The sequence below is a fragment of the Flavobacterium sp. WC2509 genome, from assembly GCF_052683105.1.
The window spans coordinates 814,216-841,211 of record NZ_JBQZFG010000001.1 but is presented as its reverse complement, the minus strand read 5'-3'; the positions used below and the strand labels follow the sequence as shown (position 1 = coordinate 841,211).

19 protein-coding genes are annotated in these 26,996 nt (G+C 32.1%); 7 read left to right on the top strand and 12 right to left on the bottom strand.

The window, feature by feature from the left end:
• Window positions 1-87 precede the first annotated feature (87 nt).
• From ACUN3A_RS03150 to ACUN3A_RS03140, 3 genes are all read left to right on the top strand, one after another.
• Entirely contained in the window at window positions 88-2,100 is a 2,013-nt protein-coding gene (locus ACUN3A_RS03150; protein WP_445549901.1) for a PAS domain-containing protein, read from the top strand.
• Window positions 2,101-2,581: 481 nt separating this feature from the next.
• On the top strand, window positions 2,582-4,276 hold the full coding sequence (locus tag ACUN3A_RS03145) for a PAS domain-containing protein (protein ID WP_445549900.1): 1,695 nt from the start codon (window positions 2,582-2,584) through the stop codon (window positions 4,274-4,276).
• Window positions 4,277-4,279: 3 nt separating this feature from the next.
• Window positions 4,280-5,500: a response regulator gene (locus tag ACUN3A_RS03140; RefSeq protein WP_445552805.1), complete on the top strand. Its 1,221-nt coding sequence runs from the start codon at window positions 4,280-4,282 to the stop codon at window positions 5,498-5,500.
• 106 nt (window positions 5,501-5,606) lie between these two features.
• Here the strand turns inward: ACUN3A_RS03140 and ACUN3A_RS03135 are convergent, their stop codons facing one another.
• From ACUN3A_RS03135 to ACUN3A_RS03110, 6 genes are all read right to left on the bottom strand, one after another.
• The gene (locus ACUN3A_RS03135) at window positions 5,607-5,783 is read right to left on the bottom strand and encodes a hypothetical protein (RefSeq protein ID WP_445549899.1); all 177 of its coding nucleotides are present in this window, start codon (window positions 5,781-5,783) and stop codon (window positions 5,607-5,609) included.
• A 101-nt stretch (window positions 5,784-5,884) separates the two neighbouring features.
• Window positions 5,885-6,331: a cupin domain-containing protein gene (locus tag ACUN3A_RS03130; protein WP_445549898.1), complete on the bottom strand. Its 447-nt coding sequence runs from the start codon at window positions 6,329-6,331 to the stop codon at window positions 5,885-5,887.
• 28 nt (window positions 6,332-6,359) lie between these two features.
• Window positions 6,360-6,656: a thioredoxin gene (trxA, locus tag ACUN3A_RS03125; protein WP_445549897.1), complete on the bottom strand. Its 297-nt coding sequence runs from the start codon at window positions 6,654-6,656 to the stop codon at window positions 6,360-6,362.
• A 209-nt stretch (window positions 6,657-6,865) separates the two neighbouring features.
• Window positions 6,866-7,447, bottom strand: a complete 582-nt coding sequence (locus ACUN3A_RS03120) for a methyltransferase domain-containing protein (protein ID WP_445549896.1) — start codon at window positions 7,445-7,447, stop codon at window positions 6,866-6,868.
• 90 nt (window positions 7,448-7,537) lie between these two features.
• Entirely contained in the window at window positions 7,538-8,545 is a 1,008-nt protein-coding gene (locus ACUN3A_RS03115; protein ID WP_445549790.1) for an IS110 family transposase, read from the bottom strand.
• A gap of 353 nt (window positions 8,546-8,898) precedes the next feature.
• On the bottom strand, window positions 8,899-10,311 hold the full coding sequence (locus ACUN3A_RS03110) for an MBL fold metallo-hydrolase (protein ID WP_445549895.1): 1,413 nt from the start codon (window positions 10,309-10,311) through the stop codon (window positions 8,899-8,901).
• A gap of 229 nt (window positions 10,312-10,540) precedes the next feature.
• Between ACUN3A_RS03110 and ACUN3A_RS03105 the strand changes: the two genes are divergently transcribed.
• Both ACUN3A_RS03105 and ACUN3A_RS03100 read left to right on the top strand, forming a co-directional pair.
• Window positions 10,541-10,846: a rhodanese-like domain-containing protein gene (locus tag ACUN3A_RS03105; RefSeq protein ID WP_445549894.1), complete on the top strand. Its 306-nt coding sequence runs from the start codon at window positions 10,541-10,543 to the stop codon at window positions 10,844-10,846.
• Between the two features lie 64 nt (window positions 10,847-10,910).
• On the top strand, window positions 10,911-12,491 hold the full coding sequence (locus tag ACUN3A_RS03100; RefSeq protein WP_445549893.1) for an NADP-dependent glyceraldehyde-3-phosphate dehydrogenase: 1,581 nt from the start codon (window positions 10,911-10,913) through the stop codon (window positions 12,489-12,491).
• A gap of 1,064 nt (window positions 12,492-13,555) precedes the next feature.
• On the opposite strand, the gene ACUN3A_RS03095 is transcribed toward ACUN3A_RS03100, so the two are convergent.
• Entirely contained in the window at window positions 13,556-14,470 is a 915-nt protein-coding gene (locus ACUN3A_RS03095) for a right-handed parallel beta-helix repeat-containing protein (protein ID WP_445549892.1), read from the bottom strand.
• Between the two features lie 734 nt (window positions 14,471-15,204).
• On the opposite strand from ACUN3A_RS03095, the gene ACUN3A_RS03090 reads away from it, so the two are divergent.
• Window positions 15,205-17,223 carry a DUF2264 domain-containing protein gene (locus ACUN3A_RS03090; RefSeq protein WP_445549891.1) on the top strand — a complete coding sequence of 673 codons (2,019 nt, stop codon included), beginning with the start codon at window positions 15,205-15,207 and terminating at the stop codon, window positions 17,221-17,223.
• 10 nt (window positions 17,224-17,233) lie between these two features.
• On the opposite strand, the gene ACUN3A_RS03085 is transcribed toward ACUN3A_RS03090, so the two are convergent.
• Complete coding sequence (locus ACUN3A_RS03085) at window positions 17,234-18,082, bottom strand: transglutaminase-like domain-containing protein (protein WP_445549890.1); 849 nt, start codon at window positions 18,080-18,082, stop codon at window positions 17,234-17,236.
• Window positions 18,083-18,611: 529 nt separating this feature from the next.
• Between ACUN3A_RS03085 and ACUN3A_RS03080 the strand changes: the two genes are divergently transcribed.
• On the top strand, window positions 18,612-19,625 hold the full coding sequence (locus tag ACUN3A_RS03080) for a zinc-binding alcohol dehydrogenase family protein (RefSeq protein ID WP_445549889.1): 1,014 nt from the start codon (window positions 18,612-18,614) through the stop codon (window positions 19,623-19,625).
• 396 nt (window positions 19,626-20,021) lie between these two features.
• On the opposite strand, the gene ACUN3A_RS03075 is transcribed toward ACUN3A_RS03080, so the two are convergent.
• The 4 genes from ACUN3A_RS03075 to ACUN3A_RS03060 form a co-directional block, all read right to left on the bottom strand.
• Window positions 20,022-20,576, bottom strand: coding sequence for an REP-associated tyrosine transposase (locus ACUN3A_RS03075; protein ID WP_445549888.1), 555 nt, complete (start codon window positions 20,574-20,576; stop codon window positions 20,022-20,024).
• A 461-nt stretch (window positions 20,577-21,037) separates the two neighbouring features.
• Window positions 21,038-21,175 (bottom strand): hypothetical protein, encoded by a 138-nt coding sequence (locus tag ACUN3A_RS03070; RefSeq protein WP_445549887.1) that lies wholly within the window; start codon window positions 21,173-21,175, stop codon window positions 21,038-21,040.
• A 1,645-nt stretch (window positions 21,176-22,820) separates the two neighbouring features.
• Window positions 22,821-25,565, bottom strand: coding sequence for an HD domain-containing protein (locus tag ACUN3A_RS03065; protein ID WP_445549886.1), 2,745 nt, complete (start codon window positions 25,563-25,565; stop codon window positions 22,821-22,823).
• Window positions 25,566-25,826: 261 nt separating this feature from the next.
• The gene (locus ACUN3A_RS03060; RefSeq protein ID WP_445549885.1) at window positions 25,827-26,909 is read right to left on the bottom strand and encodes an efflux RND transporter periplasmic adaptor subunit; all 1,083 of its coding nucleotides are present in this window, start codon (window positions 26,907-26,909) and stop codon (window positions 25,827-25,829) included.
• Window positions 26,910-26,996: the final 87 nt, after the last annotated feature.

Genomic DNA, 26,996 nt, shown 5'->3' with positions numbered 1-26,996 from the left:
TTTAAGTGTTTATTATATTGACAGACTATCTTATATTTATAAAAAATATTAAGGACATTGAAGTTACAATTATTTTAAAGTTAAATAATGGAAAAGTCAATAAGAAAGTTAAGCTATGATGAACTACTGGGAAAAATTGAACAGCAGGAGTTATTAATAAATGAGTTAAGCGATAAAAAGTATAGTATAACCAATTTTGAATATTTCGCAAAAGAATCTCCAGACATAGTCTGTATTGCTGATTTTAATGCGCATTTCAAAGTGGTTAATGATGCTTTTATTGAAGTGCTTGGATATACCAGAAAGGAATTATTATCCAAATCTTTTTTAGAATTTATACATCCTGATGATTTAGAGGCTACTCAATCTGAAATCAGTCATTTAGCAAAAAATCGTCCTACAGTTGCTTTTGAAAATCGATATATTAAAAAAAATGGTGAAATAGTTTTTTTTCAGTGGAAAGCTAATTTGAATTCAAACAATAATTTAATGTATGCAACTGCTAGAGATGTTACTGATATTCGAAAAACCCAGGAAAAATTGCTAGCAAGCGAAAGATCACTTAATGAAGCTCAAAAAATTGCAAAAATTGGAAGTTGGGATTTTAATTTAACGACTCAAGAATTAAATTGGTCCAACGAATTATATGAAATTTTCGAATTTAAAAAGATTCCAAACGATTCCGAACTTTACAGCAAATTCTTATCTTGTTTTTTACCAGAAGATAGCAAAAAATTACAAAATAATATTAGTAGTACCATTGCTAGTGGATTGCCTTACGAAATGGAACATCGAATTATTTTGGCAAATCAAGTAGTAAAATGGGTTCTTTGTACTGGGATTGCGGTTTTTGATAATAATAACGCAGTTGCTTTAAGAGGAGTTGTGCAAGATGTTACTCAAAAAAAACAGATAGCCGATGCGATAAAAGCTAAAGAAAAAGCAGAAGCTTCTAGTAAAGCAAAATCTGATTTCTTAGCCAATATGAGCCATGAAATACGTACACCTCTTAACGGAATTGTAGGTTTCACCGATTTATTACTGAAGACAAAATTTGACAAAGATCAATTAGAATACCTCAATACAGTAAATGAATCTGCCAATACGCTGATGGAAATCATTAATAATATTCTAGATTTTTCTAAAATTGAATCGGGAAAGTTAGAATTGAGTATCGAAGAAATTGATGTGTACGAATTAGCAAATCAAATAATAAATTTATTCAAATACGAAGCCAATTATAAAAATATTGATATGATTCTCCATATCGATCATAATGTTCCGCAGTTTGTATTAGGCGATTCTTTTCGATTGAAACAAATATTGGTGAACCTATTGAGTAATGCTATGAAGTTCACTTTTTCAGGACATATCAAATTAAATATAACGCAGGTTGATAGTAATGAAACGGTTTCGAATATTAAATTTTCGGTAATTGATACAGGAATTGGTATCAAAACGCAAAATAAGAAGAAAATTTTTCAATCGTTTATTCAGGCAGATAATACTACTACAAGAAAATACGGAGGAACAGGCTTAGGCTTAGCTATTTCAAGTCAACTTTTGTCATTAAAAAATAGTGAACTGCAATTAAACAGTTCTTATGGCGAAGGTAGTGAGTTCTTTTTTATAATTGCTTTTAAAAAAAGAAATCAAAAGCAAAACGATTTAACAATCAAACCAAATTTAGTAGAAAGCAAGGCTCCCGAAACTCCCAAGACGCTTGATAAATATAAAATATTAATCGCTGAAGACAATAAAATAAACATGCTTTTGGCTAAAATATTAGTTCAAAAGATTGTTGCCAATTGTACTATAATTGAAGCTACAAATGGTTATGATGCTGTTGTTTTGTCTGAAATTGAAATACCGGATCTTATTTTAATGGACATACAGATGCCTATACAAAATGGTTATGACGCAACTACGGCTATTAGAAAATCTAAAACTATTATGCATATTCCAGTAATTGCTTTAACAGCTGGAGTTTTAAATGGTGAAAAAGAGAAATGTATTAGCCACGGAATGTCGGATTATATAACAAAGCCAATTGTACATTTTGATTTGGAAGAAGTATTGAATAAATGGTTAAAAAAATAAACTTTTTTTCATTCATAAAATAGTATAACATTATTCCGAATCAAAGATATTGCTTTCCAAACGGCAATAGTAATCGAGATTTTTTAGAATTCAAAAGAGAAATAATTTTTTTAAAAAAAACTATATAAAAACTTCTAATTTGTATAGGTTTTTATTTCTGTATGCAAAATACTTATCAGTTAAGACTTATGTTTAATTATCTGATTTTTAGTGTTTTGGTTTGAGTAAAATGCCTACCTTTAATAAGTGTTATTGTATGTAATATTTCAAATTTTCTTTTAAATAGAAGTATTATGAATTCGTTGCTAAACATAATCGAATAGTAATTAATTACCATTATAATAAAAAAAATAATCATCATTTATAAGAAGCAATTTGGTAAGTTGGTTGTGACTTTTTTAAAACATTACTTATAGTATTGTAAGATTCAATGGGAAAAATGAATGATTTCTGATTTTTATCAAATACTAAACATCAACCTATGAAAGAAATTTTACCATCAGTAGAGGAGTTGATGCAAACTGTAAATCAGCAAAAAAATAAAATCTCGATATTACAAAGAAAGATTGATTCTATTGCAAATTTTGAGTTTTTTACTAGGGAAACCTCTGATTTTATATGCATTTCAGATTTAAATAGAAACTTAGTCAATTTCAATCTAGTATTTATTAATAAACTAGGCTATTCAAAACGAGAATTAATTTTATATAGCTTTGAAAAATATATTCATCCAGAAGATTTAGCCAAAACTGAGGAGGCAATATTAGGGCTTTTGGAGGAAAAGAAAACCGTAATTTTTGAAAATAGAATCCTTACCAAAAAAGGTGGTCACATTACAGTACAATGGACATCAATAATCAATCCTTCAAAAAATCTAATTTATTCGATAGGAAGAGATATTACTGAAATTAGAAAAATTCAAGAGAAATTATCTGCAAGTGAAAATTTATTAAACGATGCTCAAAGAATTGCTAAAATTGGAAGTTGGGAATTTAATATTGTAAGTAATGAATTGATCTGGTCTAATGAGTTGTATCGTATTTTTGAAATGGAGAATAGTTCAATTACAAATCTATATGGGCGCTATTTAAATTATTTTACCGAAGAAGATAAAGAGTTAATTAGTAGTAGGATAGACGAATGTATAAAAAATAAACAGCCTTACGAAGTAACCCATAAAATAGTGTTTCCAGATAATCGAATCAAATGGATTTATGGAACAGGAATTCCGGTACTAAATGATAAAGAAGAAATTATAGCCTTAAGAGGTACTGCTCAGGATATCACCGAAAAAAAACGAATTGAAAGTGAAATTTTAGAGAAAGAAAAAGAAGTTGCGGCAATCAAAGAAAAAGAGCGAGAATTAGAAAGTAATGCCAAATTTAGAAACTATGTTGAGAATGCGCCAGATGGCGTTATGGTAGTCGACAAAGAAGGGAACTTTCTTGAGGTAAATCCAGCAGCATCTAAGATTACGGGCTATTCCAAACATAAATTATTAAAAATGGCGTTGAAGGATGTGACACCATCTGATTTTCTCAACAATATTGAATCTATTTTTAAAACACTTTCTTTAAAAGGCATCTCAAATGATAGTATACCTTTTATACATAATAATGGAACCATACGGAGCTGGTCAATTGACGCTATTAAACTTTCAGAAAAGCAAATTTTATTATTTGTAAAAGACGTTACCGAAAGGGAAAAAGCGGAAATAAAACTCAAAGAAAGCGAGCTATTTTTAAAAGAAACACAGAGTATTGCTCAACTAGGAACTTATAGTATCGATATGTATACAGGGAAATGGACACGAACCCATTTGTTGGATACAATTTTTGGCATTGATGCTGATTATGATTTGAATGTAGAAACTTGGATGACTCTGGTACATCCTGCTTGGATAGAAAATATGGAAAAGTATATTCGAGAAGAAGTTATCAATAATAAAAAACCATTCGATAGAGAATACAAAATTATACGGGTAAATGATAAAGCCGAACGTTGGGTACATGGAATGGGTGATTTAAAATGGGATAATGAGGATAAACCTTTTGTTATTTTAGGAACTATTCAGGATATTACCGAGCACAAACTATTAGAGTTAGAATTGATAAGTGCCAAAGAAAGAGCTGAAGAAAATGAAAAACATTTATATATAAAATATATTGAATACTAGGAAATAAATGAACGAATAAAACAAACGAACAAGGAGCTTAAAAAGGCTAAAACTCAGGCGGAAGAAGCCAATAAAGCCAAATCGGATTTTTTATCCAATATGAGTCATGAAATTCGAACTCCATTAAACGGGATTGTAGGTTTTACGGATTTATTGATGAAAACAAATCTAGATAAAAACCAATTAGAATACATGTCAACGGTCAATGTTTCTGCTAATTCATTGATGGAAGTTATTAATGATATACTCGATTTTTCAAAAATTGAATCTGGAAAATTAGAGTTGCATATAGAAGATGTTGATCTTTTTAGACTATTACATCAAGTAATTGAATTGTTTAAGCACCAAGCCAATCTAAAAAATATTAATTTAGTTCTTGCTATCAAAGAAAATGTATCGCAATATATTTACGCAGATTCAGTTCGGCTAAAACAGATATTAGTGAATTTAATAAGCAATGCATTAAAATTCACTTCTTTTGGGCATGTAAGGTTGGATGTAGAAGAAGTGAAAACAGGCAAAAAAAATGCGATAATAAAATTCTCTATAAAAGATACGGGCATTGGAATTAAGCAATACAATCAAAAGAAAATCTTTAATTCATTTGTTCAGGAAGATAGTGCTACTTCCAGAAAATTTGGAGGAACAGGTTTAGGTTTGGCAATTTCTAATTTACTGTTGGGACTAATGAAAAGCAATTTGGAACTCAAAAGTAAATATGGAGATGGAAGTGATTTTTTCTTTTTTATAAAATTTAAAAAAGCAGAACCTATAAAAGATATTTTTGTTGAATTGAATACGCCTAGAGTAATTCAAAAAATAGAAAGAGAAAAAACAATAGGTGCATTTCGAATTTTGATTGTTGAAGACAATAAAATCAATATGTTTTTAGCTAAAACTTTAGTCAAAAGAATTGTTTCAAATGCAGTTATTTTGGAAGCAGGGGATGGTCAGGAAGGGATTGAGCAATTTGAAATAAATAAACCTGATTTGATTTTAATGGATATCCAAATGCCTATAAAAAATGGATATGATGCCACTCGTGAAATCAGAGCTCTTAAAAATGGTTGTAAAATACCTATTATTGCTTTGACTGCAGGAATTATGGTTGGAGAAAAAGATAAGTGCATAGAGTTTGGCATGAATGATTATGTTTCAAAGCCAATAATAGAGGACGATCTGGATATTATTATCAATAAATGGTTGCCAAAAAATAGTTTTTAATTATCAGCCCAATGCAATAATTTAAGTTTTGACTGCTAATTAAATTTAAAAAAAAGAGTGTTTGAAAAAACAAACACTCTTTTCGGGACATTATAAATTAATTACATTACGCTTTCTTTTCAGTTTTAGCAGTACAACAAGACTTTTTAGATTTGTCGCATGCTTTTTTTTCTTTAGCAGTACATTCTTTTTTGGGAGTTTCTTTTGCCTTTGTTTCTTGGGCGCTTACATTCATACCAACTGAAAAAAGAGTTACTGCTACAATGGTGATTAGGTTTTTCATTTTTTTTGATTTTTGATTTTAAAGTGATTCAAAAGTATTATTTTTTTTAAATCAGAATCATTAATTAACTTTTTTATAACGTAATGAAATCAACTGGTAATCTATTCTTTAGGGTATTTTTGCATTACCAAATATTTTAATTCGGTATCTCCAGCATTGCTAATTCCATGTTCTATATTGGAGGGACAGTAAAAACTGGTGTTAGCTCCTCCTGTTATAGTTTTTCCATCCAAATAAAAAGTAGCTGTTCCTTCTAAGATAAAAAAGAATTCTTCTTGAATATGTTTATGTGGCGGATGTGTGGATTGATGAGGGTTAACAATACTCATTTTAATGGTATTTCCATTAGCAAAATCTTTGTCAATAAACCAATATTGATAACCTACGTTTGTTTTCTTGGCTTTATCTAATTCAAAATGATTGACACAATTTTCGACTGTATATTTTTTGTCGTTCAAATTTGTATCTGTTTTTGACTCTTGAGCGATGAGTGATTGTTGTGTTGCCAGAACAATAATTAGCACTTTGATAATCTGTATTAATTTCATAATAATTAAAAATTTAGATACTTTAAGTTTAATACTTTTGAGTAATGATTTTAATCAAATCGGCACTGCTTAAAACACCCGATTGTCTCCACAATTGTTTTCCATTTTGAAAAAGAATCATGGTTGGAACTCCGCGTACTTGATATTGTGAAGCAATTTGCTGGTTTTTGTCCACATCAATTTTGATGATTGAAATTCGGTCACCCAAACTGTCTTTTACTTCTTTTAAAATAGGTGCCAATGTTTGACATGGTCCACACCAAGTCGCGAAAAAATCGACTAAAACTGGTTTTTCTGATTGAATAATGTTGTTGAAAGTACTCATCTTTTATTGTATTTATTTTTGGGAACAGAACAACCTTTTGATCCGCAACCTGAATTGAATAGTGCTTGAATAAAGAAAAATAATCCAAAGATAATAAAAAACCATTCGTGGGTATTATAAGCTTGTATGAATAGAAATACGCCAAAAGCTAAACGAAAAATCCTCATGGCGTGCCAGTTGGTAAATAGTAATTATTTCATTTTTTCGGTTTATTTTTTTTGAAATTCTATCCATAATTCGGATCCAGCTCTTGGTGCGACTGAATTTTGACATATTTCCATTTTTAGAAAGTCGAAAGTATCTTTAAAAAGTATTTCGTATTCTTTTTGGCTTCCGCCAAAGGGTGGGCCGCTTTCGAATGTTCTGTTGAATAAAAGGCCGACGATTTTTGCTTCTTTGGCTAAAAGTTGATGCATTTTCGAAACGTATTTTTCACGCATTGTTGGAGGCAAAGCACAAAAGAAAGTTTGCTCGATTATCAAATCATATTCCCCTTTATGTTCAAAGAAGTCTCCTAAAACTATATTGATATTGGGATTATTTTGGAATTTGGTTTTTAGATTTTTAACCAAAGTAGGAGCGATATCAATAACAGTAATATTTGTAAATTCTTGTTCTAAAAGATATGCTGCTTCATAGCTATTACCACATCCTGGAATTAAGATTCGGATGTTTTTATTTTCTAAGGTATTGATGTAATTTTCTATTGGCGGTGAAACTTGGCCTAAATCCCAACCTGTTGTATTGGTTTGGTATTGATTATCCCAAAAAGTTTGATTGTTGTTTTCCATTTTTTGGTGGTGTAGGTGGTTTGCGTGAGGGATAGAAGCTAGCTACCGAAGTAGCGCATTCTATGATAAAAAACAATTAAATTTAAAAGATTAACAGGCAAATTTATATGTGTTTATATATGGTGTTTGTCTGTTAATTACAGAGAAAACACGTCCTATTATTTTGCATTTTACATTGTTTAAGATTAACATAGCATTTTTGCCTTCCCTTTTTTTTCTTTCATAATATTCTTTGAGTTGCGGATCATGTTTTACTGCTACTAAAGCACACATTTGTAATATTGATTTCATTTTTTTATCTGCCATATGATTTACTTTGGTTCGTCCTTTTATACTCGAACCCGACGTATGTTCAAAAGGGGCGGTTCCAGCGTAACAAGCCAATTTCCTCGCATTATCAAATGCTGTAAAACCTCTTGTAACAATTAACATATAGATAGCCGTTTTATCTCCAATGCCAGGAACACTTTTAATCAATTCAAATTGTTTTTTCAATTCAGAATGACTAGATATTATTGCTTCCATTTCCTTCTCAATAGATTTTAATGTTGCTTTTAAAAACTTCACCGTTTTATTATTTATTCCTTTAATTGATTGATAAATCTGTTTTGGCATAAAAGCAGCATTCTCTTTTGTCCTCTCAAAAATTTTAAATGATTTCATTACTTTTTCTCTTTCAGTGAAAAGCAATTTTAATTGTTGAATTACTGTTTCTGGCAAAGTAGAGAGTTTTAGTTTATCAACATTTCGGAGGCTGTACAAAGCAATGTCTTTAGCATCTGCTTTGTCATTTTTGCCTCTCGAGATTCCTTTAGATCGTTTGATTTCAATGGCTGGTACAACCCAGAAATCAAGATTGCTTTCAGATAGACAGCTACTCAAAGGAAAAGTATAAACCCCGGTGTTTTCACAGCAAAACAAAACAGCAGTTAAATCTATCTTCTGTTTTGTTAAGTTTTTTAAAATTTCCTTAACACCTTTTAAATTGTTTTCTACAATGAAATGATTAATTACATTTGGCTCTTCTTTTTTTAAAAGCACTACATCTAATTTTGATTTTGAAATATCAACACCTACATAAAATAAATAGTTTTTCATAACTTTGAATTTAGGATAAACAAAAATGTTGAACTTCTTTAGAGCCTTTATTAGACCTTGATGTCTATCATTCTATTTGAAGCAATTCAACGGGATTCAAGGAGAAGACAGAGGACTAATGCGCTACATAAGTCACAAGCTTGGCGGATAGCATAGTTCACCTCTGTTTTCCTTTGAATAAAGTTACTGTTTTTATTAAACACAAAGTAAAGGCGTATAGCCCGACAGCATCCCAATAAAAGGGTGAATACCCACAAAGATTGATAGCCCTTTTATTGGGATGGTGGCACGCCCTAATTGTTCTTTTTACTTTTTGAAATTGCCATTGAAATTGTCATTGAAATTGAATTTTGCTATTGCATCTTGCTTTGACAAACAAAATCGGTTCTGGGAATATCAGTTTTGGTAATGGCATTGAAGCCACCTTCGATTTCACTAAAATTTCTAAACCCGCGAGCTTGCAATATCGATGCAGCAATCATACTGCGATAACCGCCGGCACAATGCATAAAAAATGGCTCGTTTGGATTGATGTCTTTGATCCAATCGTTGATGTTCGCTAGTGGTTTGCTGTAGGCTTCGGAAACATGCTCGGCACAGTATTCTGTTTCTTTACGAATGTCTATCACTTTGCTTTCGCCAATTTTTACTTGTTTTTGAAATTCCTCGACGGTGATTCTGTTTATGGTGTCAATATCTTTTCCTGAATTTTTCCAAGCTTCAAAACCGCCTTCTAAATGCCCAATTAAGTTGTCAAAACCCACACGACTCAAGCGAGTTACGGTTTCTTCTTCCTGTCCCAGTTCGGTAATGAGTAAAATAGGTTGTTTTACATTGGCAATTAAAGCGCCAACCCAAGGGGCAAAATCGCCGTCAATGCCTATGTTTATGGATTGCGGAATAAAGCCTTTGGCAAAATCGTCGTTTTTTCGGGTGTCTAAAATTAAAGCTCCGGTTTTTTCGGCAATAGACTCAAATTCGGTAACCGATAAAGCGTTCATTCCATGTTGTAAAACTTCCTGAAAGCTGTCGTAGCCTTTTTTATTCATGGCAACATTCATTCCAAAATAGGCTGGGGGAGGTAGTAATCCATCGGTTACTTCAGCTATGAATTCAGCTTCGGTCATGTTGGCTCTCAAAGCATAATTGGTCTCTTTTTGATTTCCAATGGTTGAAACCGTTTCTTTGCTCATGTTTTTGCCGCAAGCGCTTCCAGCTCCGTGCGCCGGATATACAATAACATCATCAGCCAGTGTCATAATTTTGTCTCTTAGGGAATGAAACAGCAGTCCAGCTAGCTCTTCCTGAGTCATTGAAGCCGCTTTTTGAGCCAAATCGGGCCTTCCTACATCGCCAATAAACAAAGTGTCTCCAGAGAAAATAGCGTGATCTTTTCCGTTTTCGTCAATCAGTAAATAAGTAGAGCTTTCCATTGTATGGCCTGGAGTGTGCAGAACTTTTATTTTGACATTGCCTATTTCGAATAGCTGATTGTCAGTTGCAACTATGGCTTCGAATTCTGGTTTTGCTGTTGGTCCATAAACGATAGGAGCACCAGTTTCTTTGCTTAAATCAAGATGTCCAGAAACAAAATCGGCATGAAAATGGGTTTCAAAAATATATTTCAGTTTCACGCTATCGCGGGCAATTCTGTCCAAATAAGGCTGCGTTTCTCTTAACGGGTCAATTATAACTGCTTCGCCATTAGAAGTGATATAATAAGCACCTTGCGCTAAACATCCAGTATATATTTGCTCTATTTGCATGATTTCTTTTTTAAACTCTTGACATTTCCGCTTTATTTAGAAATTGGTTGAAATTCAACCTTGTAAAAATACTAAAAATTGGATTTATTTATAATTGAAATTACGTGGGGTACCGTGTTAAAATATTTTCTGTATTACGAAAACGTTTTCTTTGATTTATTGTTTAATTCATAAAAAACAGGTGTGTTGTTTGAGAAAAACCTCGTATTTTTACAAAAAAATATATATTATGAATTTATCACAAGAAGAATGGGTTTCTAAAATGGAAGCCGATGAGAATGCAGTTTTGTTGGATGTGAGAACCGAAGACGAATGCGATCAAGGTATAATTGAAGGTTCTATTAATATTGATATCCATAAAGGTCAAGAGTTCGTTGATGCTATTGCTGCATTAGATAAGAGTAAAAATTATTATGTGTATTGCCGTTCTGGAATGAGAAGTGCAAAAGCATGTGAAATTATGAACGAGTTAGGGATAGAAAATGCTTATAACTTGCTTGGTGGAATTATAGAATGGGAAGGTGATATAGTTTAATATCACATGAAAGGGCATCGGCCCTTTTTTTTAATGAAATAGGAATAACCAAAATAACCAAAGAATGAATACAATACCTCAGGAATTTCAAATTACGTCTCTGCTTAATCAAGATACTTATTTGGTAAATGGCGAACTAAAAAAATGGACTGGAAAAACTACTCCAGTATATTCTACGATCTCTTCTACCGAAAAATATGAACCAACATTATTAGGTTCTATTCCGTTTATGGGAGAAGCAGAAGCACTAGAGGTAGCAGAATCTGCCAGAGCAGCTTTTGACAACGGACAAGGATTATGGCCAACGATGAAAGTGGTTGATCGTATCAGATGTATGGAAAAGTTCGTTGCTAAAATGAAAGAAACCCGCACCGAAGTGGTTAAACTTTTGATGTGGGAAATTGGCAAGACATTAGGAGATTCTGAAAAAGAATTTGACAGAACGGTAGAATACATTCAGGATACTATCGAAAGTTATAAAGAATTAAATAGCCGTTCAGCATATTTCTCTAAAGTACAAGGGATTAATGCGATGGTACGTAGAGGACCAATTGGAGTTGTATTGTGTCTTGGACCTTATAATTACCCATTAAATGAGACCTTTACATTGCTTATTCCAGCTTTGATTATGGGGAATCCAGTTATTTTTAAACCTGCTAAACACGGTGTTTTATTGATTTCTCCATTGTTGGAAGCTTTTAGAAGTAGTTTTCCAAAAGGAGTAATTAGTATTGTTTACGGTAGAGGTCGTGAAATCGCTTCGCCAATAATGAAATCTGGAAAAGTTGATATTTTGGCTTTGATTGGAAACAGTAAATCGGCTATCGCTTTGCAAGATCAACACCCAAACAAAAACAGATTGCGTTTGGTATTAGGATTAGAAGCAAAAAATCCAGCGATTATATTACCAGATGCCGATTTGGATTTGGCGATTCAAGAATGTATTGCGGGAACTTTATCTTTTAATGGTCAGAGATGTACAGCATTAAAAATTATATATGTTCACGAAAATATAGCAGCTGAATTTAACAAACGTTTTGCAGAGAAAGTAGATGCATTGAAATTTGGAAATCCTTGGGAAAAAGGAGTTTCATTAACGCCGCTTCCAGAAACTGAAAAGCCAGCTTATATTCAGGAATTAATTGATGATGCTACCAGTAAAGGAGCTAAAGTGATTAATGCAAAAGGAGGAGAGCACTCGGATAATTTTATATTCCCTGCGATTTTGTTTCCAATTAATAAAGAGATGCGAGTGTATCATGAAGAGCAATTCGGACCAGTTGTGCCTGTTTTGACTTTTAAAGATATTCAAGAGCCTTTAAATGATATGGCCGAATCAAACTACGGACAACAAGTAAGTTTGTTTGGTAAAAACATCAAAACAATTGCTCCACTTATTGATACTTTGGTAAATTTAGTTTGTAGAGTAAACTTGAATAGTTCTTGTCAAAGAGGACCAGACGTTTTCCCTTTCACTGGAAGAAAAGATTCGGCTTTTGGGACATTGAGTATCCATGATGCTTTACGTTCGTTCTCTATTAGAACTTTCGTTGCTTCAAAAGATAATGCTTATAACAACGAAATATTACAAGAATTGTTAAACAGCAAAGAATCGAATTTCATCAATACGGATTATATTTTGTAATCGTTTTTTATATCTTTTAAAAGAGGCTGTCAAGTTTTTCACTAGACAGCCTCTTTTGTATTATACGGTTGACTTAATTAATCTGTGAAATAAGAAGCGAAAAAAGGTTTTATTATTTTTTTTTTCAAATAGGAGATTAAATTATAAGTAGTTGTAATTAATTGTTTTTTAATGGTATACTGATATGCTGCTTTTAAAATGCTTATCTTTGTTAAGATAGTTTTTTTAGTTAATCTACATGAAAACTAACTTTGGTTTTCTTCAATTTTGATTAATTTAAATTAAGTAGTATTATCAAAAAGAGAGCAAAAATAGTCGCCAATAATGTTCACGAATATCTACATCGCGAGCCTTGTTATGTACATCCCAAATTGAAATTCATTCCTAATATAATTGTTAATAGCCTTACTTTTTTTGTCGCAATTGGCATAATTAGCGCAGTTTTATATGTAATATTTCGATATCTGATAAAGGCTTTTTATCATTTGTAGATTTAAAACAATAAATAGTAAAAGGCCTGTTTTTATTTATCATTCCTTATTGAAAACGGATAATTTGAAACAGATTTTATATCAAAATCCGGCTATTTGGGAAACTAATCAAAAAACACAGTAATTTCTATTGAAATAATAAAATCAATTTCTCTTGATTATGATATATTTACGAATGCTGCCTTGTTAAAACACATGTGTAATGTTTAGTTTATGTGCTTTTTTATTGGTAATTTAATAATTTTAACTATGTGTATTGCTTTTTGTTTGATGATAATGTAATTTTGCATCAGATATCAGATTTTACTTTTTGTCATTATATTACCTTTAATATAATTACTATTTGGGTATTACTTTGAGTTTTAAATTGATAATCAACAATATAGAAGAGTTAGAAAAAATAGTTTTGAATTAGTACCTGAAAATATTTTTTTTTTAAGAAAACCGTTACTACTTATTAGGTAAGAAGTAACGGTTTTTTTTATGATAATGTATTCTATAATATATGCTACAAAAAAAGAGGATATCGCTATTTGGGCACCCTCTTAAAAAATATTTAGAAATGTTTTTTAATTAATATAGACGAGTAAATAAACCTTGTCCATTTCCAGATCCAGTGCTGCCAGTAATTGTAATGTGACCTGTATTTCCGTTACCATCATACCCCCATGCTAAATTGTTTGTAGCTGTATTATTGGTTACAGTATGTGCTACAGTTTGTCCAGCACTTCCAAGTTTAAATCCATTACCATCTCCATTAGTACCAAAACCATTGTTGCTTGCTGTACAACTTTTGATTGTTACAGTATACGGCTGACCATAAAGATCCCATCCATCATCAGAATTGTGATTAGCAGTACAGCTTTCGAATACATTATTTTTTCCAGCTGATAATTTGCAAGCAAAACCATCTGCGTTTTCACCTCCATTTGCAGCATCATAATTGTCATTAGATTTACAAGATTTGATGTAATTGTCATGTGATGCATTGTAAATTTGTAATCCTGAATCTCCATTGGCTGAAGTCGTTACATTATTGGCATAATTATAACCTCCTATTTGAAAAACTATCCCGCAATCTGGAGCATTTTTTACTGTCATATTTGTGATGTTCCAATAGCTTCCATTTACTTTTACTCCCCAGCTTCCTGATGGTAAAGCGGAGCAATTTAAAACACCTCCAGTTAGGTTTATTTTTGAGCTTGAAGTACCGCTATTTGCTAATTCTAAAGTTTTGGTCAAATTTATGGTACCGCTAATTGTTATAACATCTCCGCCAACCGCAGCAGCAACGGCAGATCTTAAAGCAGCTTCAGTTGTAACTGTTGATGATTTTGCAGTAAGTGAATGGGTTGAGGTGTTGGCTTCCTCTGAAGTAATGGTCGTATTAGTTGTTGCTTCATTTTCCGCTAATGGAGTGTCATTGTTTTCACACGCAGTAAAAGAAATGATCGAACATAATACTAGTAATTTAAAATTTGTTTTCATAATGGTTAAAGTTTTTGATTAAATAAATAATTTTTTAAAAATTAATATTTGTTCCTGGCCAAAAGACAAAATTAAAATATAATTAATTGATTATCAGAATGCAATCGATTACGCAAATCTATGTGAAAAAAATAATACAAACAAGATATTATTTAAAAAAAATGATAAAAAATAATTATTAGTAAAATTTTATTCTTTAAAAATGGGAATATATTTAATAAATTAACTAAAAAAAATACTATTTATTAATTATAAGTTTTGACTTATATTAATGAGCATTTTACTTTGAAAAACCTTTCAAACTCAGTAATACCCTGCGAAATTTTTTTGCTCTACATTTTTTAAATCTTTATAAAATTTGAAAGTGGAATGATTTATTATGCCTTTTTTTATTCTGAATAGAAATTGAATTTTTAAAAGATTTACGATAATGAAATAAGTGTTTTTTTTACGCTTTTTAAATAAGATTGAAAAGCAAAGTGTCTTTTTTTTAAAGAAAAAAGCTATTAATTTTAATGTATAAAGTCACGTTTTTTTGCCAGTTTTGTTTTTTTTAGAGAAAATCGTATTCATTTCGATAATCATAAAGGCATAACATTTAAAAAAAATATGTGAAATTGATATTGAAGTAAGTTTGTTATATTTGGCTAAATTAGGGTTACATTCAATTTTATAAAAGATGTAGCCATTTCACTCAGTGTATTCTATACCTGATAAATTGTAATTTTTTAAATATGAATAATTTAAAAGTACTATTGTTTATAGCTTTTATTTTTTGCTTGCCTTTATTTTCACAGCAAAAAGAAAAATCGAATACTGTTTTTGAAATTGTAAAACCTAATTATGATTTGAGCCCTCAAACAGGAATGACAAAGCAACATTGGAAAGATGCCGCACTTTATATGTTAGAAGGCGCATTTAGTTATATTCATACGCTAGATGATCCAATGCAGTTTCCAAAGCAGCCTGGTAAATCTTATCCGCAAAAAGATGAACAAATTCCAACAGAAAAACTGGAAGGACTTTGCAGAACCTTATTTATAGCCTCTCCATTATTGAAAGAGAATCCTTCATTAGTAATTAATAATATAAAAGTCGCCGATTATTATCGCTACCAGATAGTCAAATTGACCGATCCTACGAGTGCATCTTATATTGCACCACGTCCTATAAATGGAGGTGCAAATCAAAAATTAGTCGAATTTGGTGCCTTGGCAGTTTCAATGATTACCAATCCAGAGGTGTTATGGGAACCATTAACCAAAGCTCAAAAAGACGAGTTGGCAAAGGTGATGCTTAGCTATGGAGATGGCCCAACAGTAGATTCTAACTGGAAGTTTTTTAATGTTTTTGTGCTTAGTTTTTTTAAACAGCAAGGCTATACAGTTAATGAAAAATTATTGGTTGAGTATTTAGAAAAATCACTAAAACATTACAGAAGCAATGGCTGGTACAATGATAGTCCTGCTTATGATTATTATAGTATGTGGGCTTTTCAGATGTATGGGGCAATTTGGTCAGAGTATTTTGGGAAAGCAAACTATCCGGAGATTGCTGCTAAATTTGAAAAGAATTTTAGCGATTTGAATACTAACTATCCGTATTTGTTTAGCAAAAATGGTGAAATGATTATGTGGGGTAGGAGTATTAGTTATAGAATTGGTGCTATTATACCTTTTCCTTTGATGGGATTTCAAAACGATCCCACTATCAATTATGGATGGATGCGAAGAATTTCATCGGGTGTGATTAAGCAATTTTTAACTCATCCGGATTTTATGAAAGACAATGTGCCTACACTTGGTTTTTATGGTGCTTTTGAGCCAGCAGTTCAAAATTATAGTTGTAGAGGAAGTGTGTATTGGATGGGGAAAGCTTTTTTAGGATTGCTTGTTCCAGATAACAATCCTTTTTGGACAGCCAAAGAAAACAATGGAGATTGGGATACTGAGTTTAAAAAGAATGAAGTTTACAATAAATTTCAGGGAGATTCACAGATTTTAATTACCGATTATCCAAACATTGGAGCTTCAGAAGTAAGAGCCTGGTGCAAAGAGAAAGTAAAAAGCGATTGGCAAAAGTTTAGATCAACAGAAAACTATAACCGCTTATCGTATAATAGTGCTTTTCCTTGGCAGGCGGATGGAGCCAATGGTGAAGTAGCTATGAATTACGTCATAAAAAACAAAGATAATAATTGGGAAGCCTTTAGATTATACACTTTTAAAAAGTTTGAAAATGACGTCTATTACCGTGATGTTGTTTTGGAAACAGATGAAAATATCAAATTTAATTTGGCCGATATTCCTTTAGCAAATGGAATTTTAAGAGTCGATAAAAACAATAGTGACAAAGCTATTTCGATGCGTTTGGGGCATTATGCTTTGCCTAAATTAAATACAGTAATTAAGACTACAAAAACAAAAGTGCAAGGGTATGAGGTGACTATTATTGATAATGGAAAATACCAATTAGCAATGATTCCAATTTTAGGTTGGGACAAAACGGAGGTGGTAACTGCAAAAGGATTGCATCCAGTAAGTACTGAAAGTAGGGTGATTGATATAACTGCTAATTTTACGCCTCAAACAGAAAAATCACAGATTTATGCCACTTTGATGTTATGGAAAAAATCGGGAGAAAAATGGAGTTCAAAAGAATTAGTACCAATAAAAAGTCTTCAACAGACTAATGGTACGGTTACAATTCTATTTAATAACGGTACGACCAAACTAGTTGATTTTAGTAAATAACAGTTGTTCTTTACTGTATCGAAAATCCGTTCAATACATTTTCATTGTACCAAAAAGGAGTAAAATTATCGTCTGCTAATTCGCAAGATACTTTAATACTTGTTGATGTGGCATTCCCAAAAATGTTTGCTACAGCCGCATCAGCCGCATCACGGCCATTAGCGATTTTTACCAGACTGTTTAGAGGAACAAGTCGTGTTGCATCAAATACAATCCAATTACCGCCAATATAGGCCTCAAAACAAGCATGGAAATCGGGTGGTTGTAAAGTATAGGCATAACAGGTAAGATAGCGTGCAGGTATCGACAATGCCCGACACAAAGTTATGCCCAAATGTGCAAAATCACGGCACACTCCAACTCGCTCTGTTAGCGTATCAAGAGCTGAAGTTCCAGAGTTGGTACTTCCGCTTACGTACTCCACATTATTATAGATCCAATCTGTTATAGCAAGTACTTTTGAATAAATATTCTCTATTGATCCAAATTCTTTATAAGCTAATTTTTGTAATTTATCAGATTGGCAATACCTGCTCGGAAATAAGAAAGGTATTATTTCGCCATCGAGTTTTGCTACTGGCACAGTTTGAAATTCCTGACGTTGATCAAAAACAGTATAGTTGGTATCAACAGTAGCACTATAAGCAATAGAGAACGTTGTATTCCCAATAGATTCTAGTCTCAAAAATCGACCAGCCCCAGAGTTATATGAAAACTCTTCAACATCTATCGGAGGATTCAAAGTAAGGGATTCGGTAATGATTTGTTGGCTATTGGTTCGTAATGCATGTATGTTGAATATGAATGTAGTGGGTGAAACTACTTCATATATGATCTCGCTTTGTATATTGAATTTCATAAGTCTGTTAATTAATGAATTCTGTGATTTTCATAGCAATATTAGAGAAACTTAAATTAGGAACTATTACATCATTATTGAGTTTTGTTATAGGATTATTTAAAATTCTAAATTAATTACTGCTTTAATTTATAGGAGGTTTGCGAAATTTTAAGGCTCATAAAGATACTGCGTTTTTGGTCAATTATTTACCATTAAGCTAAGGAACTAAGGGGGGTGATAATTTTTAGGAGCAGAACATTCATTTTCATAAAGACCTTTAGTCCCGCTGTCCGCTAAATCTTTTCCTGTCTAAAGAAGCCAGGAAAAGGATACCGCTTCCATCGGGGCTAAGCGAGAAATTTAGTTTTTCATAAAAACTTTAGCCGATGGGATTGTTGTACTTTACGTGCACAAACAAAACTATTAAAGCATTGCATTTAAATATGTTTTAATGTATTTGTACAAGTATATAATGGATATTTACAATTTTTAATATTTAGATTGTCTCTATCTTTGTAATATAAATTTCAATTAAAATAATTAGGATATGAAAGCAGTAGGATTTAAAACCTCGTTACCCATAACTGAACAAGACAGCTTTGCTGAATTTGAAATTCCAAAACCGATTCCGGGTGCAAATGATTTATTAGTTAAAATTGATGCCGTTTCTGTCAATCCGGTTGATTTTAAAATTCGACAAGGCAGTGCCAAAAATACCGTTTTGGAAACACCCAAAATCATTGGTTGGGATGCTGTTGGAACTGTAGAAGCCATTGGCGAAAATGTAAAATTATTCAAAGTTGGCGACGCGGTTTATTACGCAGGCGATATTACCAAACAAGGCAGTAATGCCGAATATCAAATTGTAGACGAGCGCATTGTGGGCAAAAAGCCAAAATCGCTAAGTATTGAAGAAGCGACTGTAATGCCATTAACAGGCTTAACTGCTTGGGAAATACTTTTTGACAGAATTCGCATCAATCCGGAAAAAGACAAAGGCAAAACTATTTTGATAATTGGCGGAGCAGGAGGAGTGGGTTCGATTGCTATTCAATTGGCAAAAAAAGTAGCGGGATTAACCGTGATTGCGACAGCTTCTCGTCAAGAATCTATTGATTGGTGTAAAGAGCAAGGAGCCGATTTTGTTGTCAATCACAAAAATCTAGTTGATGAGGTTCGAAAAAATGGTTTTAATCAGGTTGATTTTATTGTCGATTTTGTAGATATAAATCAATATTGGTCTGCATTTGTCGAGTTGATAAAACCACAAGGGCACATTGGTTCAATCAGTGATCCTCTAGAAAATGTAAACCTTCGTCAGCTAAAAGGAAAAAGCGTAAGTTTTCATTGGGAATTGATGTTTACGCGTTCGATGTTTCAAACAGAAGATATGATCGAACAGCATAATATCTTAAATAAAATAACCGATTTACTGGATAACAGAACGATTCAATCTACTTTAAAAACAACATTGGTTGGTTTAACAGCAAATAATTTTAAAGAAGCACATCGGTTATTAGAATCGGGAAAAACAATAGGAAAAATTGCAGTTAAATTTTAAATAAAAATAATAAGATATAATTTTTAAAATAATAAAACCCGGTAAGTTTTTAAAAGCTTATCGGGTTTGCTGTTTGTATTTGGATGTGCGATTTATTCCTTTATATTGCCATTCCGATAGCGCAGAATTGCATTCTGTGCCCATAAAGTAAATCAAAATACTTGTCTTTTAATTTTTGAAATATCTAAACGATAGCGCAGAATTGCATTCTGTACCCGCAAAGCAAATCAAAAATAATTTGTAAAAACATCAAAACAAATCCGATAGCGCAGAATTGCATTCTGTGCCCGTAAAGTAAATCAAAATACTTGTCTTTTAATTTTTGAAACATCTAAACGATAGCGCAGAATTGCATTCTGTGCCCGAAAAGCAAATCAAAAATAATTTGTAAAAACATCAAAACAAATCTAGCAACACTACATCTAAATCATTTTCTAAACCTGCATAATTTCGTGCAGAACTAAAATAATAATCTTCAGCTAAAGTCACAATTTTGTCTTTCACAGGATTGTTGTGGATATAATCTATTTTTTGCTTAATAAAAGAATTGCTATAAATGTGTTCTGCATGATAACCATTTTGCCAAACTTTGTAAGTTTGATCCTTTTTTAAATGCTCACAGGCTTTTTGAAAATAATCCAAGATCCATTCTCTTCTGCTCTCCGGTTCTTCAATTATTGTCTGAATTATTTTCTTTGATGTGAATTTTTTGAAATCTCTAATGATATCAGACAATATAAATCCCTCAGTTCCTTTGCACAATAAATGTATATGACTGCTCATTATGCAATAGCCATAAATTTCTAAGCCTTTGTTTTTCTGACAGTATTGCAATGCATTAATTATTATATTTTTTTGATTGAGTCTTGTGAAAACATCAATCCAGCCGACTGTTGTAATGGTAATAAAATAAGCTTCTTCTGTAGTTGTTGCTTTGTATTTTGTTGACATATTATTCTTTATTCTTACAAATATAAGAAGTACAACATTGATATTGGACAATTTTATATGCTTTGTTTGCTTTACTTTGCGGGCACAGAATACAATTCTGCGCTATCGTTGTGCAGATCTGTGCGGTTGGGATAGTATAAAATTCCTAAAAATTCTCTGTTTTACAAAAGCCCCGCTCCGCAAAATCTCGCCGTTAGCGCAGTTTTGCAAACTGTGCCCATTCCAATTGGCAATTAAATATTTTTTTGCCTGCTCTCTTTGTGGGCACAGAATGCAATTCTGCGCTATCGTTGTGTAGATCTGCGCGGTCGGGGTTCTTGCCATGTTTTTTCAAAATATAGCTCACGCAAAGACGCGAAGTCGCAAAGGAATCAGTTCTAAAATTTGCGCCTTTGCTAGAAAAAACAAAGCTTAACTTAATAAGATTGCCTGAGCGATAACAAACTGACGAAGTAATTCTGCTATATGGTTTTGGTAGCTTGCCTACCAAAACCATAGGAGCACCTAAAAACCATAGGAGCACCTACCAAAACCATAGGAGCACCTACCAAAACCATAGGAGCACCTACCAAAACCATAGGAGCACCTACCAAAATCATAGGCGAGCCTACCTGAAATTATGGTTCGCCTAAACAATCATAAGGCACGCCTATTAAAACCATAGGAGCGCCTATCAAAATCATAGGCGAGCCTACCTGAAATTATGGCTTGCCTAAACAATCAAGAGGCACGCCTATTCAAACCAAATGCGATGCCTGCAAAAAGTATAGGCGAGCCTATCAAAATCAAATGCGATACCTATGAAATCGATAGGCGCGCCTATAAAAGAGGTAGGCGTGCCTATCAAAAATGAAGGCGACGCCTACACAATCGATAGGCACGCCTTGATATTATTATGGCGTTCCATTCTTATAATGTAATTGTGGATTTATAATCGTGCCCTCGCTCCGCAAAGTCTCCTGACTTTGTGCCTCTTTTAAATACTTTTCAAAGTTGTAAATCTGATAAAAGTCTCCCGACTTTTTCCGTAATTATCTTTCAAATTCAAAGCCTTTGCTATAATGAATGTTTATAAATCGAAATATCCCTTAATCTATTGAAAAGAAAAACTGCAAAATAAAAGCTTTGTTACTTTGCAGTTTTTTATAACTTTTGAAATTTATACAATTCTAAAATCATTCACGGAAAAAGTCGGGAGACTTTTATCATGTTTAGGATTTTTCAATAACTTTTTAAGAAATGCAAAGTCAGAGACATTTGCGTAGCATTCACGTTTCTATAGAACTCTTGGGGGAGCGGGTATTTCTTCCTGCTCCGCAAAGCTCCCGTTAGCGCAGTTTTGCAAACTGTGCCCATTCCAATTGGCAATTAAATATTTTTTTGACTGCTCTCTTTGAGGGCACAGAATGCAATTCTGCGCTATCGTTGTGCAGATCTGCGCGATCGGGTTGGTGTCTTGTCCTAAAATAGGTTTCCCCGCTTCGCAAAGTCTCCTGACTTTGTGCCTCTTTTAAATACTCTTCAAAGCTGTTAATCTAATAAAAGTCTCCCGACTTTTCCCGTAATTATCTTTCAAATTCAGCGCCTTTGCTAGTATGATTGCTTATAAATCGAAATGTTTATTATTTATTGAAAAGAAAAACTGCAAAATAACAGCTTTGTTACTTTGCAGTTTTTTATAACTTTTGAAATTTATACAATTCTAAAATCATTCACGGAAAAAGTCGGGAGACTTTTATCATGTTTATGATTTTTCAAGAACTTTTTTAGAAACGCAAAGTCAGAGACATTTGCGCAGCATTCACGTTTCTATAGAACTCTTCGGGGAGCGGGTATTTCTTCCTGCTCCGCAAAGCTCCCGTTAGCGCAGTTTTGCAAACTGTGCCCATTCCAATTGGCAATTAAATATTTTTTTGACTGCTCTCTTTGAGGGCACAGAATGCAATTCTGCGCTATCGTTGTGCAGATCTGCGCGATCGGGTAAAAGTCGGGAGACTTTTATCATGTTTATGATTTTTCAAGAGCTTTTTAAGAAATGCAAAGTCAGAGACATTTGCGTAGCATTCACGTTTCTATAGAACTCTTGGGAGAGCGGGTATTTCTTCCTGCTCCGCAAAGCTCCCGTTAGCGCAGTTTTGCAAACTGTGCCCATTCCAATTGGCAATTAAATATTTTTTTGACTGCTCTCTTTGAGGGCACAGAATGCAATTCTGCGCTATCGTTGTGCAGATCTGCACGATCGGGTTATTTCTTCATATAATATTCTAATTCTTTGAATGCCTCTTTGTAAACTTCTTTTCGTTTTTCTAAATCATAAGGAATAACGAAATCATTTTTTATATATTTTGCGAATAAATCATTTAGGACTTTACCACCTTTTGTACTAAAAAAATCATGGGTAATTTCTTGAATTGAAAGGACTTTAGAAAGAAGGTCAGAATCAACTTCGTTTAAACTTTTTAATAAGCTTGGTTCAAGCTTGTAATAATAAATTGAATAAATAACATAATCATCATTTTCTTCAATGATCTTGATATTATTTTTTACATAAAGAGGTAATCTTTTTACTTTGCTTTTAAAAAGTTGGTTAAAATTTTCTTTTTTTAAAATAATTCTACCTCCAGAATGTGGAGCAACGTTAGATTCTTGGTAAGATAATAGGATTTTTTCATTAAAAACTATGTGAAATAAGCAATTTTTATATTTATCTAAATCAATTTTTATTTTTGTTGTTTCAGTAATTAATCTAATTATGTTGAATTTATCTTTTAAACCATTTAAAAAATAGTCACAATCTAAGGTGAATCCTTCAGAGGTATAAAGAATATTTACATCATGTAATAAATCATATTTTTTTTGTTCCTTCTGATTTATTTCAAAATTCAATAATTGTGCGATAAAGTGTTTTGCAGTTTCTAAAAACAATTCTTCTTCAAAAGGAAATTCATCGCAATCTATATTGTTTCTATCTAATTTGACTGGAAAAATTCCTTCTTTGTCGGTTACTAAAATATTTGGTTTGTCACTTATTAGATTATGAGGGTCGTCTTTTTCGTTTTTAAATCTATTTATGGAATATTTTTCAGTAATTAAAATTCCGTTACAAGCTATTAATTTAGAATATGATCCATTTTCTTTATAAAACCAACTAATTTTTTCAAAGTTTTCTGTTGAAAATTCAAATAAATTGATGTCTTTTAAACTGTTTTTTATTTCAACAATCTTTTGATCAATTGAATATGTTATTTTTGGTTCGTCATATAAATACCACTTCGTCCATTCTAGTGATTTATCATAATAATTTTCTGTGGTATGATTTAATAATTTGTTTCGATTTTCATCATCTAATAAAATTGTAATAATTGTTCCAAAATCACCTTTTTCTACTGTCTTCGAGATGTTTATAAATTGCGAATCTATGCTAGCTTTAAATGAATGAGCTTCACTATTTAATAAACTTTTGGAAATAACATTAATCTCTTTCCCTAGTAAAAATGACGCCAATACTCCAACTCCAAATTTACCATTTCTATTGATTTTTGATTTTCCATCTTCATTTACGAACTGTTTTTTCCAATCCATACTTTTTCTAAATGAATTGCCAACATTTAAAAAATAATTTATTATTTCATTTGAAGACATTCCTTTTCCATTGTCCTTGATAGTGAAAACACTCTGATTTTCATCAATTCTTTCGATTGATATTTCGATTAAGGGAATATAATTAAAATTTTTATTGAAATATTCAATTTCTTTTCTTTCTAAACAGGCATCAATCGAGTTTTGTAATAATTCTCTAACTCCAAAAGTAGGTTTGTCTCCATATAGAGGAGCTACTAATAATTTAGATAAATTATTATCAACTTTAAAGGTTATTTTTTCAGGAATGAATTTTAGTTTGTTTAAAAAAGATTTACTCTCCAAATTAGAAGTAATTCTTCGAAATTTTATTGCTGGTTTATTGTTTGGAATAAAACCATAAATTTCTCCTAATATCGCCCAAGATTTATCAAATTCATTTTGTATATCTCCTATAAGAGTTTTTATTTTAACATACATTTCACTATCATTCGGACTACAATCCACAAATATATTTTCTTTATCAATTTGATTAAAATTGATAGAATTTATTGCAAGGTGAGTTTCGTTTTCAATTTTAGAAATTGGGCTGTTAAATGATTTTAATTTTAATAGAAAAGGGTCAATTCGGGTATTATCGATTTGAATATAATCTGAAATTCTTAAAATTATCATTAAATAAATAATATTAATATTATGAGGATTTCTCCAACTATCATGATAATTATCATTTAAAAAATCAAAAGTATCCCTAATATTCATACTATGACTTCTTGCTAAAATACCCGCTAATTCTTTTGTTTTAGTGTCTAATTTGTTTGTTCCAAATTCAAGTAAACCATTTTCTCCTTTTAATCCAAATAGTGCAACTTCATGAGCAAATCTTCCATGATTTCTTCTTATGAATTCTCCAATTAGTTTTCTATCATAACCAGTTAAATTATCTTTGTTTGAAAGGTTAGGTATGTTGAAAGGGATTGATTCGTTTCCGAATATGTTTTTCTTTTGAATAGAATTAAATCGCTTTACTTCACTTAAGTAATCTTCCCATAATTCTTTCCATGTTTTTGAATCTATTATATCAACTTTGTATTTATCATATTCTCCGTTTAATAAGGAATTAAAAGTTGGCAACTCAATCTGCATACCCAAATCATGGAGTATTATTGAATATATCAAAATAGCAATTTCGCTTGAAGTTATATTCTTAAAGGATTCATCCGTAATAATGAATTTGGAAGCCTCTAAAACACTTTCAATATGTTTTATGCCATGATTAGTATATTCATCAAAAAAATATAAATTACTATCATTTAAAATAGGTTCGAAAGAAGATATTACATCTAATACTATAGAGTAATTGGTTTGATTTGTTTTTAATATTTCTTCGAATTGGGTTGGTATCTTCATTGTTTGGTTTGTGAGATATAAATTTTATGATTGTAGTAAATATATGTATTTAATTTAAAAAAGGAAATCTCCTTTGAAAAACTAAACATTTCATCTAGCCCTGATAGCAATGAAAATCCTTTTGTGCCGGGGTTCGGCACAAAAGATTGAAACGAATAGCAGGACACGAGCGAAGCGAACTGACGAAGTAATCAGCTCCTAAAAAAAAGTGCCATAAAACCTAAGTCTTACAGCACTTTTCAACCCAATTAACCTAATTAACTATTCCTTTATATCATCACTTTCCTTAATTTCTTCGCTGGCAATTTTTACCAGTTTATCATTTGAATTCAAATCACCGAATATTTCAATTTTATCATCAATTTCTCTTCCTTTTTTGACATCGATTCGAGTGGCTTTGTGGTTTAAGACTTTAATCACAAAAGTTCCTTCGGCCGAATTCACCAATGCCGATTTTGGAATTACAAATGTGCTGTCTTTTGCATTAAGCGGTAATATAACTTCGGCAACCATTCCGGGCAATAAATTCCCTTTGGTGTTGTGTACGTCCATTTCTACACGCTCCGAACGCAGTTTCAAATCCAAAGCGCCGGACATTCTCTGAATCGTAGCTTTGAAAGTGTCGGGCAATGATTTTACATTAAAACTCATTTCGTCGCCTTGGTGCAGATAACCTGTGTACAGCTCGGGAATAGAAACTGCCAAACGCAGTTTATCCTGTTGCTGAATCGTTAATAAAGGCAAAGTAGAGCCAGGACCAACAAGAGTTCCTAAATTTACATTTCTTGCAGCCACAACTCCGTCAAAAGGAGCGCGGATTTCAAGATATCCTCTCATATTCATAACTTCTTTATGTGTCGCAATTGCTGCTTGGTATTGCGCATAATCAGAGTTTTTCTTGCCGCTTGCCATTTCCAGATCATTTTTGGAAATCGTTCCTTCTACTTTGCTGGTTTCATACAAACGGTTGTAGGTGCTTTTGCTGGTTGTATAAATGGCTTCCATCGATTTTAATCTCGATTCGGCTGCAGCCAATTGTGAACTGATTTCGGGAGCTTCCAAAACTATCAAAAGCTGTCCTTTTTTGACTTCTGTTCCAATATCAACCTTTAATACCTTAACAAAACTGCTCACTTTTGCGTATAAATCCACTTGCTGAAAACCGGATAATTCGGCTGGCAAACGCAGTTCGGTTGTTAGTTTTTCTTTTGCTAAAAGAAAAGTCTCTGTTTTCGGTTCAATTTCTGTGACAACAGTTTCTTCTTTCTTTGAATTACAGCTGCTTAGAAAAAACAATGCTATAAAGAATAGCGCGGTCGATTGTATAATTTTAGTTTTTTTCATTTTCTTATTTTATGTAATAGATATGATGTAATGTCTTGTTTAATAAATAGGTGAAAAGGATAAAAGGTTTTACCACGATAGGACTTT

Bases quoted from the DNA above. Each gene is read 5' to 3' on its own strand.
- ACUN3A_RS03120 (WP_445549896.1), bottom strand. From the start codon at position 7,447: ATGGAAAACAACAATCAAACTTTTTGGGATAATCAATACCAAACCAAT.
- ACUN3A_RS03150 (WP_445549901.1), top strand. From the start codon at position 88: ATGGAAAAGTCAATAAGAAAGTTAAGCTATGATGAACTACTGGGAAAA.
- ACUN3A_RS03145 (WP_445549900.1), top strand. From the start codon at position 2,582: ATGAAAGAAATTTTACCATCAGTAGAGGAGTTGATGCAAACTGTAAAT.
- trxA (WP_445549897.1), bottom strand. From the start codon at position 6,656: ATGAGTACTTTCAACAACATTATTCAATCAGAAAAACCAGTTTTAGTC.
- ACUN3A_RS03090 (WP_445549891.1), top strand. From the start codon at position 15,205: ATGAATAATTTAAAAGTACTATTGTTTATAGCTTTTATTTTTTGCTTG.
- ACUN3A_RS03115 (WP_445549790.1), bottom strand. From the start codon at position 8,545: ATGAAAAACTATTTATTTTATGTAGGTGTTGATATTTCAAAATCAAAA.
- ACUN3A_RS03105 (WP_445549894.1), top strand. From the start codon at position 10,541: ATGAATTTATCACAAGAAGAATGGGTTTCTAAAATGGAAGCCGATGAG.
- ACUN3A_RS03075 (WP_445549888.1), bottom strand. From the start codon at position 20,576: ATGTCAACAAAATACAAAGCAACAACTACAGAAGAAGCTTATTTTATT.
- ACUN3A_RS03070 (WP_445549887.1), bottom strand. From the start codon at position 21,175: ATGATTTTGGTAGGTGCTCCTATGGTTTTGGTAGGTGCTCCTATGGTT.
- ACUN3A_RS03085 (WP_445549890.1), bottom strand. From the start codon at position 18,082: ATGAAATTCAATATACAAAGCGAGATCATATATGAAGTAGTTTCACCC.
- ACUN3A_RS03130 (WP_445549898.1), bottom strand. From the start codon at position 6,331: ATGAAATTAATACAGATTATCAAAGTGCTAATTATTGTTCTGGCAACA.
- ACUN3A_RS03060 (WP_445549885.1), bottom strand. From the start codon at position 26,909: ATGAAAAAAACTAAAATTATACAATCGACCGCGCTATTCTTTATAGCA.
- ACUN3A_RS03135 (WP_445549899.1), bottom strand. From the start codon at position 5,783: ATGAAAAACCTAATCACCATTGTAGCAGTAACTCTTTTTTCAGTTGGT.
- ACUN3A_RS03065 (WP_445549886.1), bottom strand. From the start codon at position 25,565: ATGAAGATACCAACCCAATTCGAAGAAATATTAAAAACAAATCAAACC.
- ACUN3A_RS03110 (WP_445549895.1), bottom strand. From the start codon at position 10,311: ATGCAAATAGAGCAAATATATACTGGATGTTTAGCGCAAGGTGCTTAT.
- ACUN3A_RS03080 (WP_445549889.1), top strand. From the start codon at position 18,612: ATGAAAGCAGTAGGATTTAAAACCTCGTTACCCATAACTGAACAAGAC.
- ACUN3A_RS03100 (WP_445549893.1), top strand. From the start codon at position 10,911: ATGAATACAATACCTCAGGAATTTCAAATTACGTCTCTGCTTAATCAA.
- ACUN3A_RS03095 (WP_445549892.1), bottom strand. From the start codon at position 14,470: ATGAAAACAAATTTTAAATTACTAGTATTATGTTCGATCATTTCTTTT.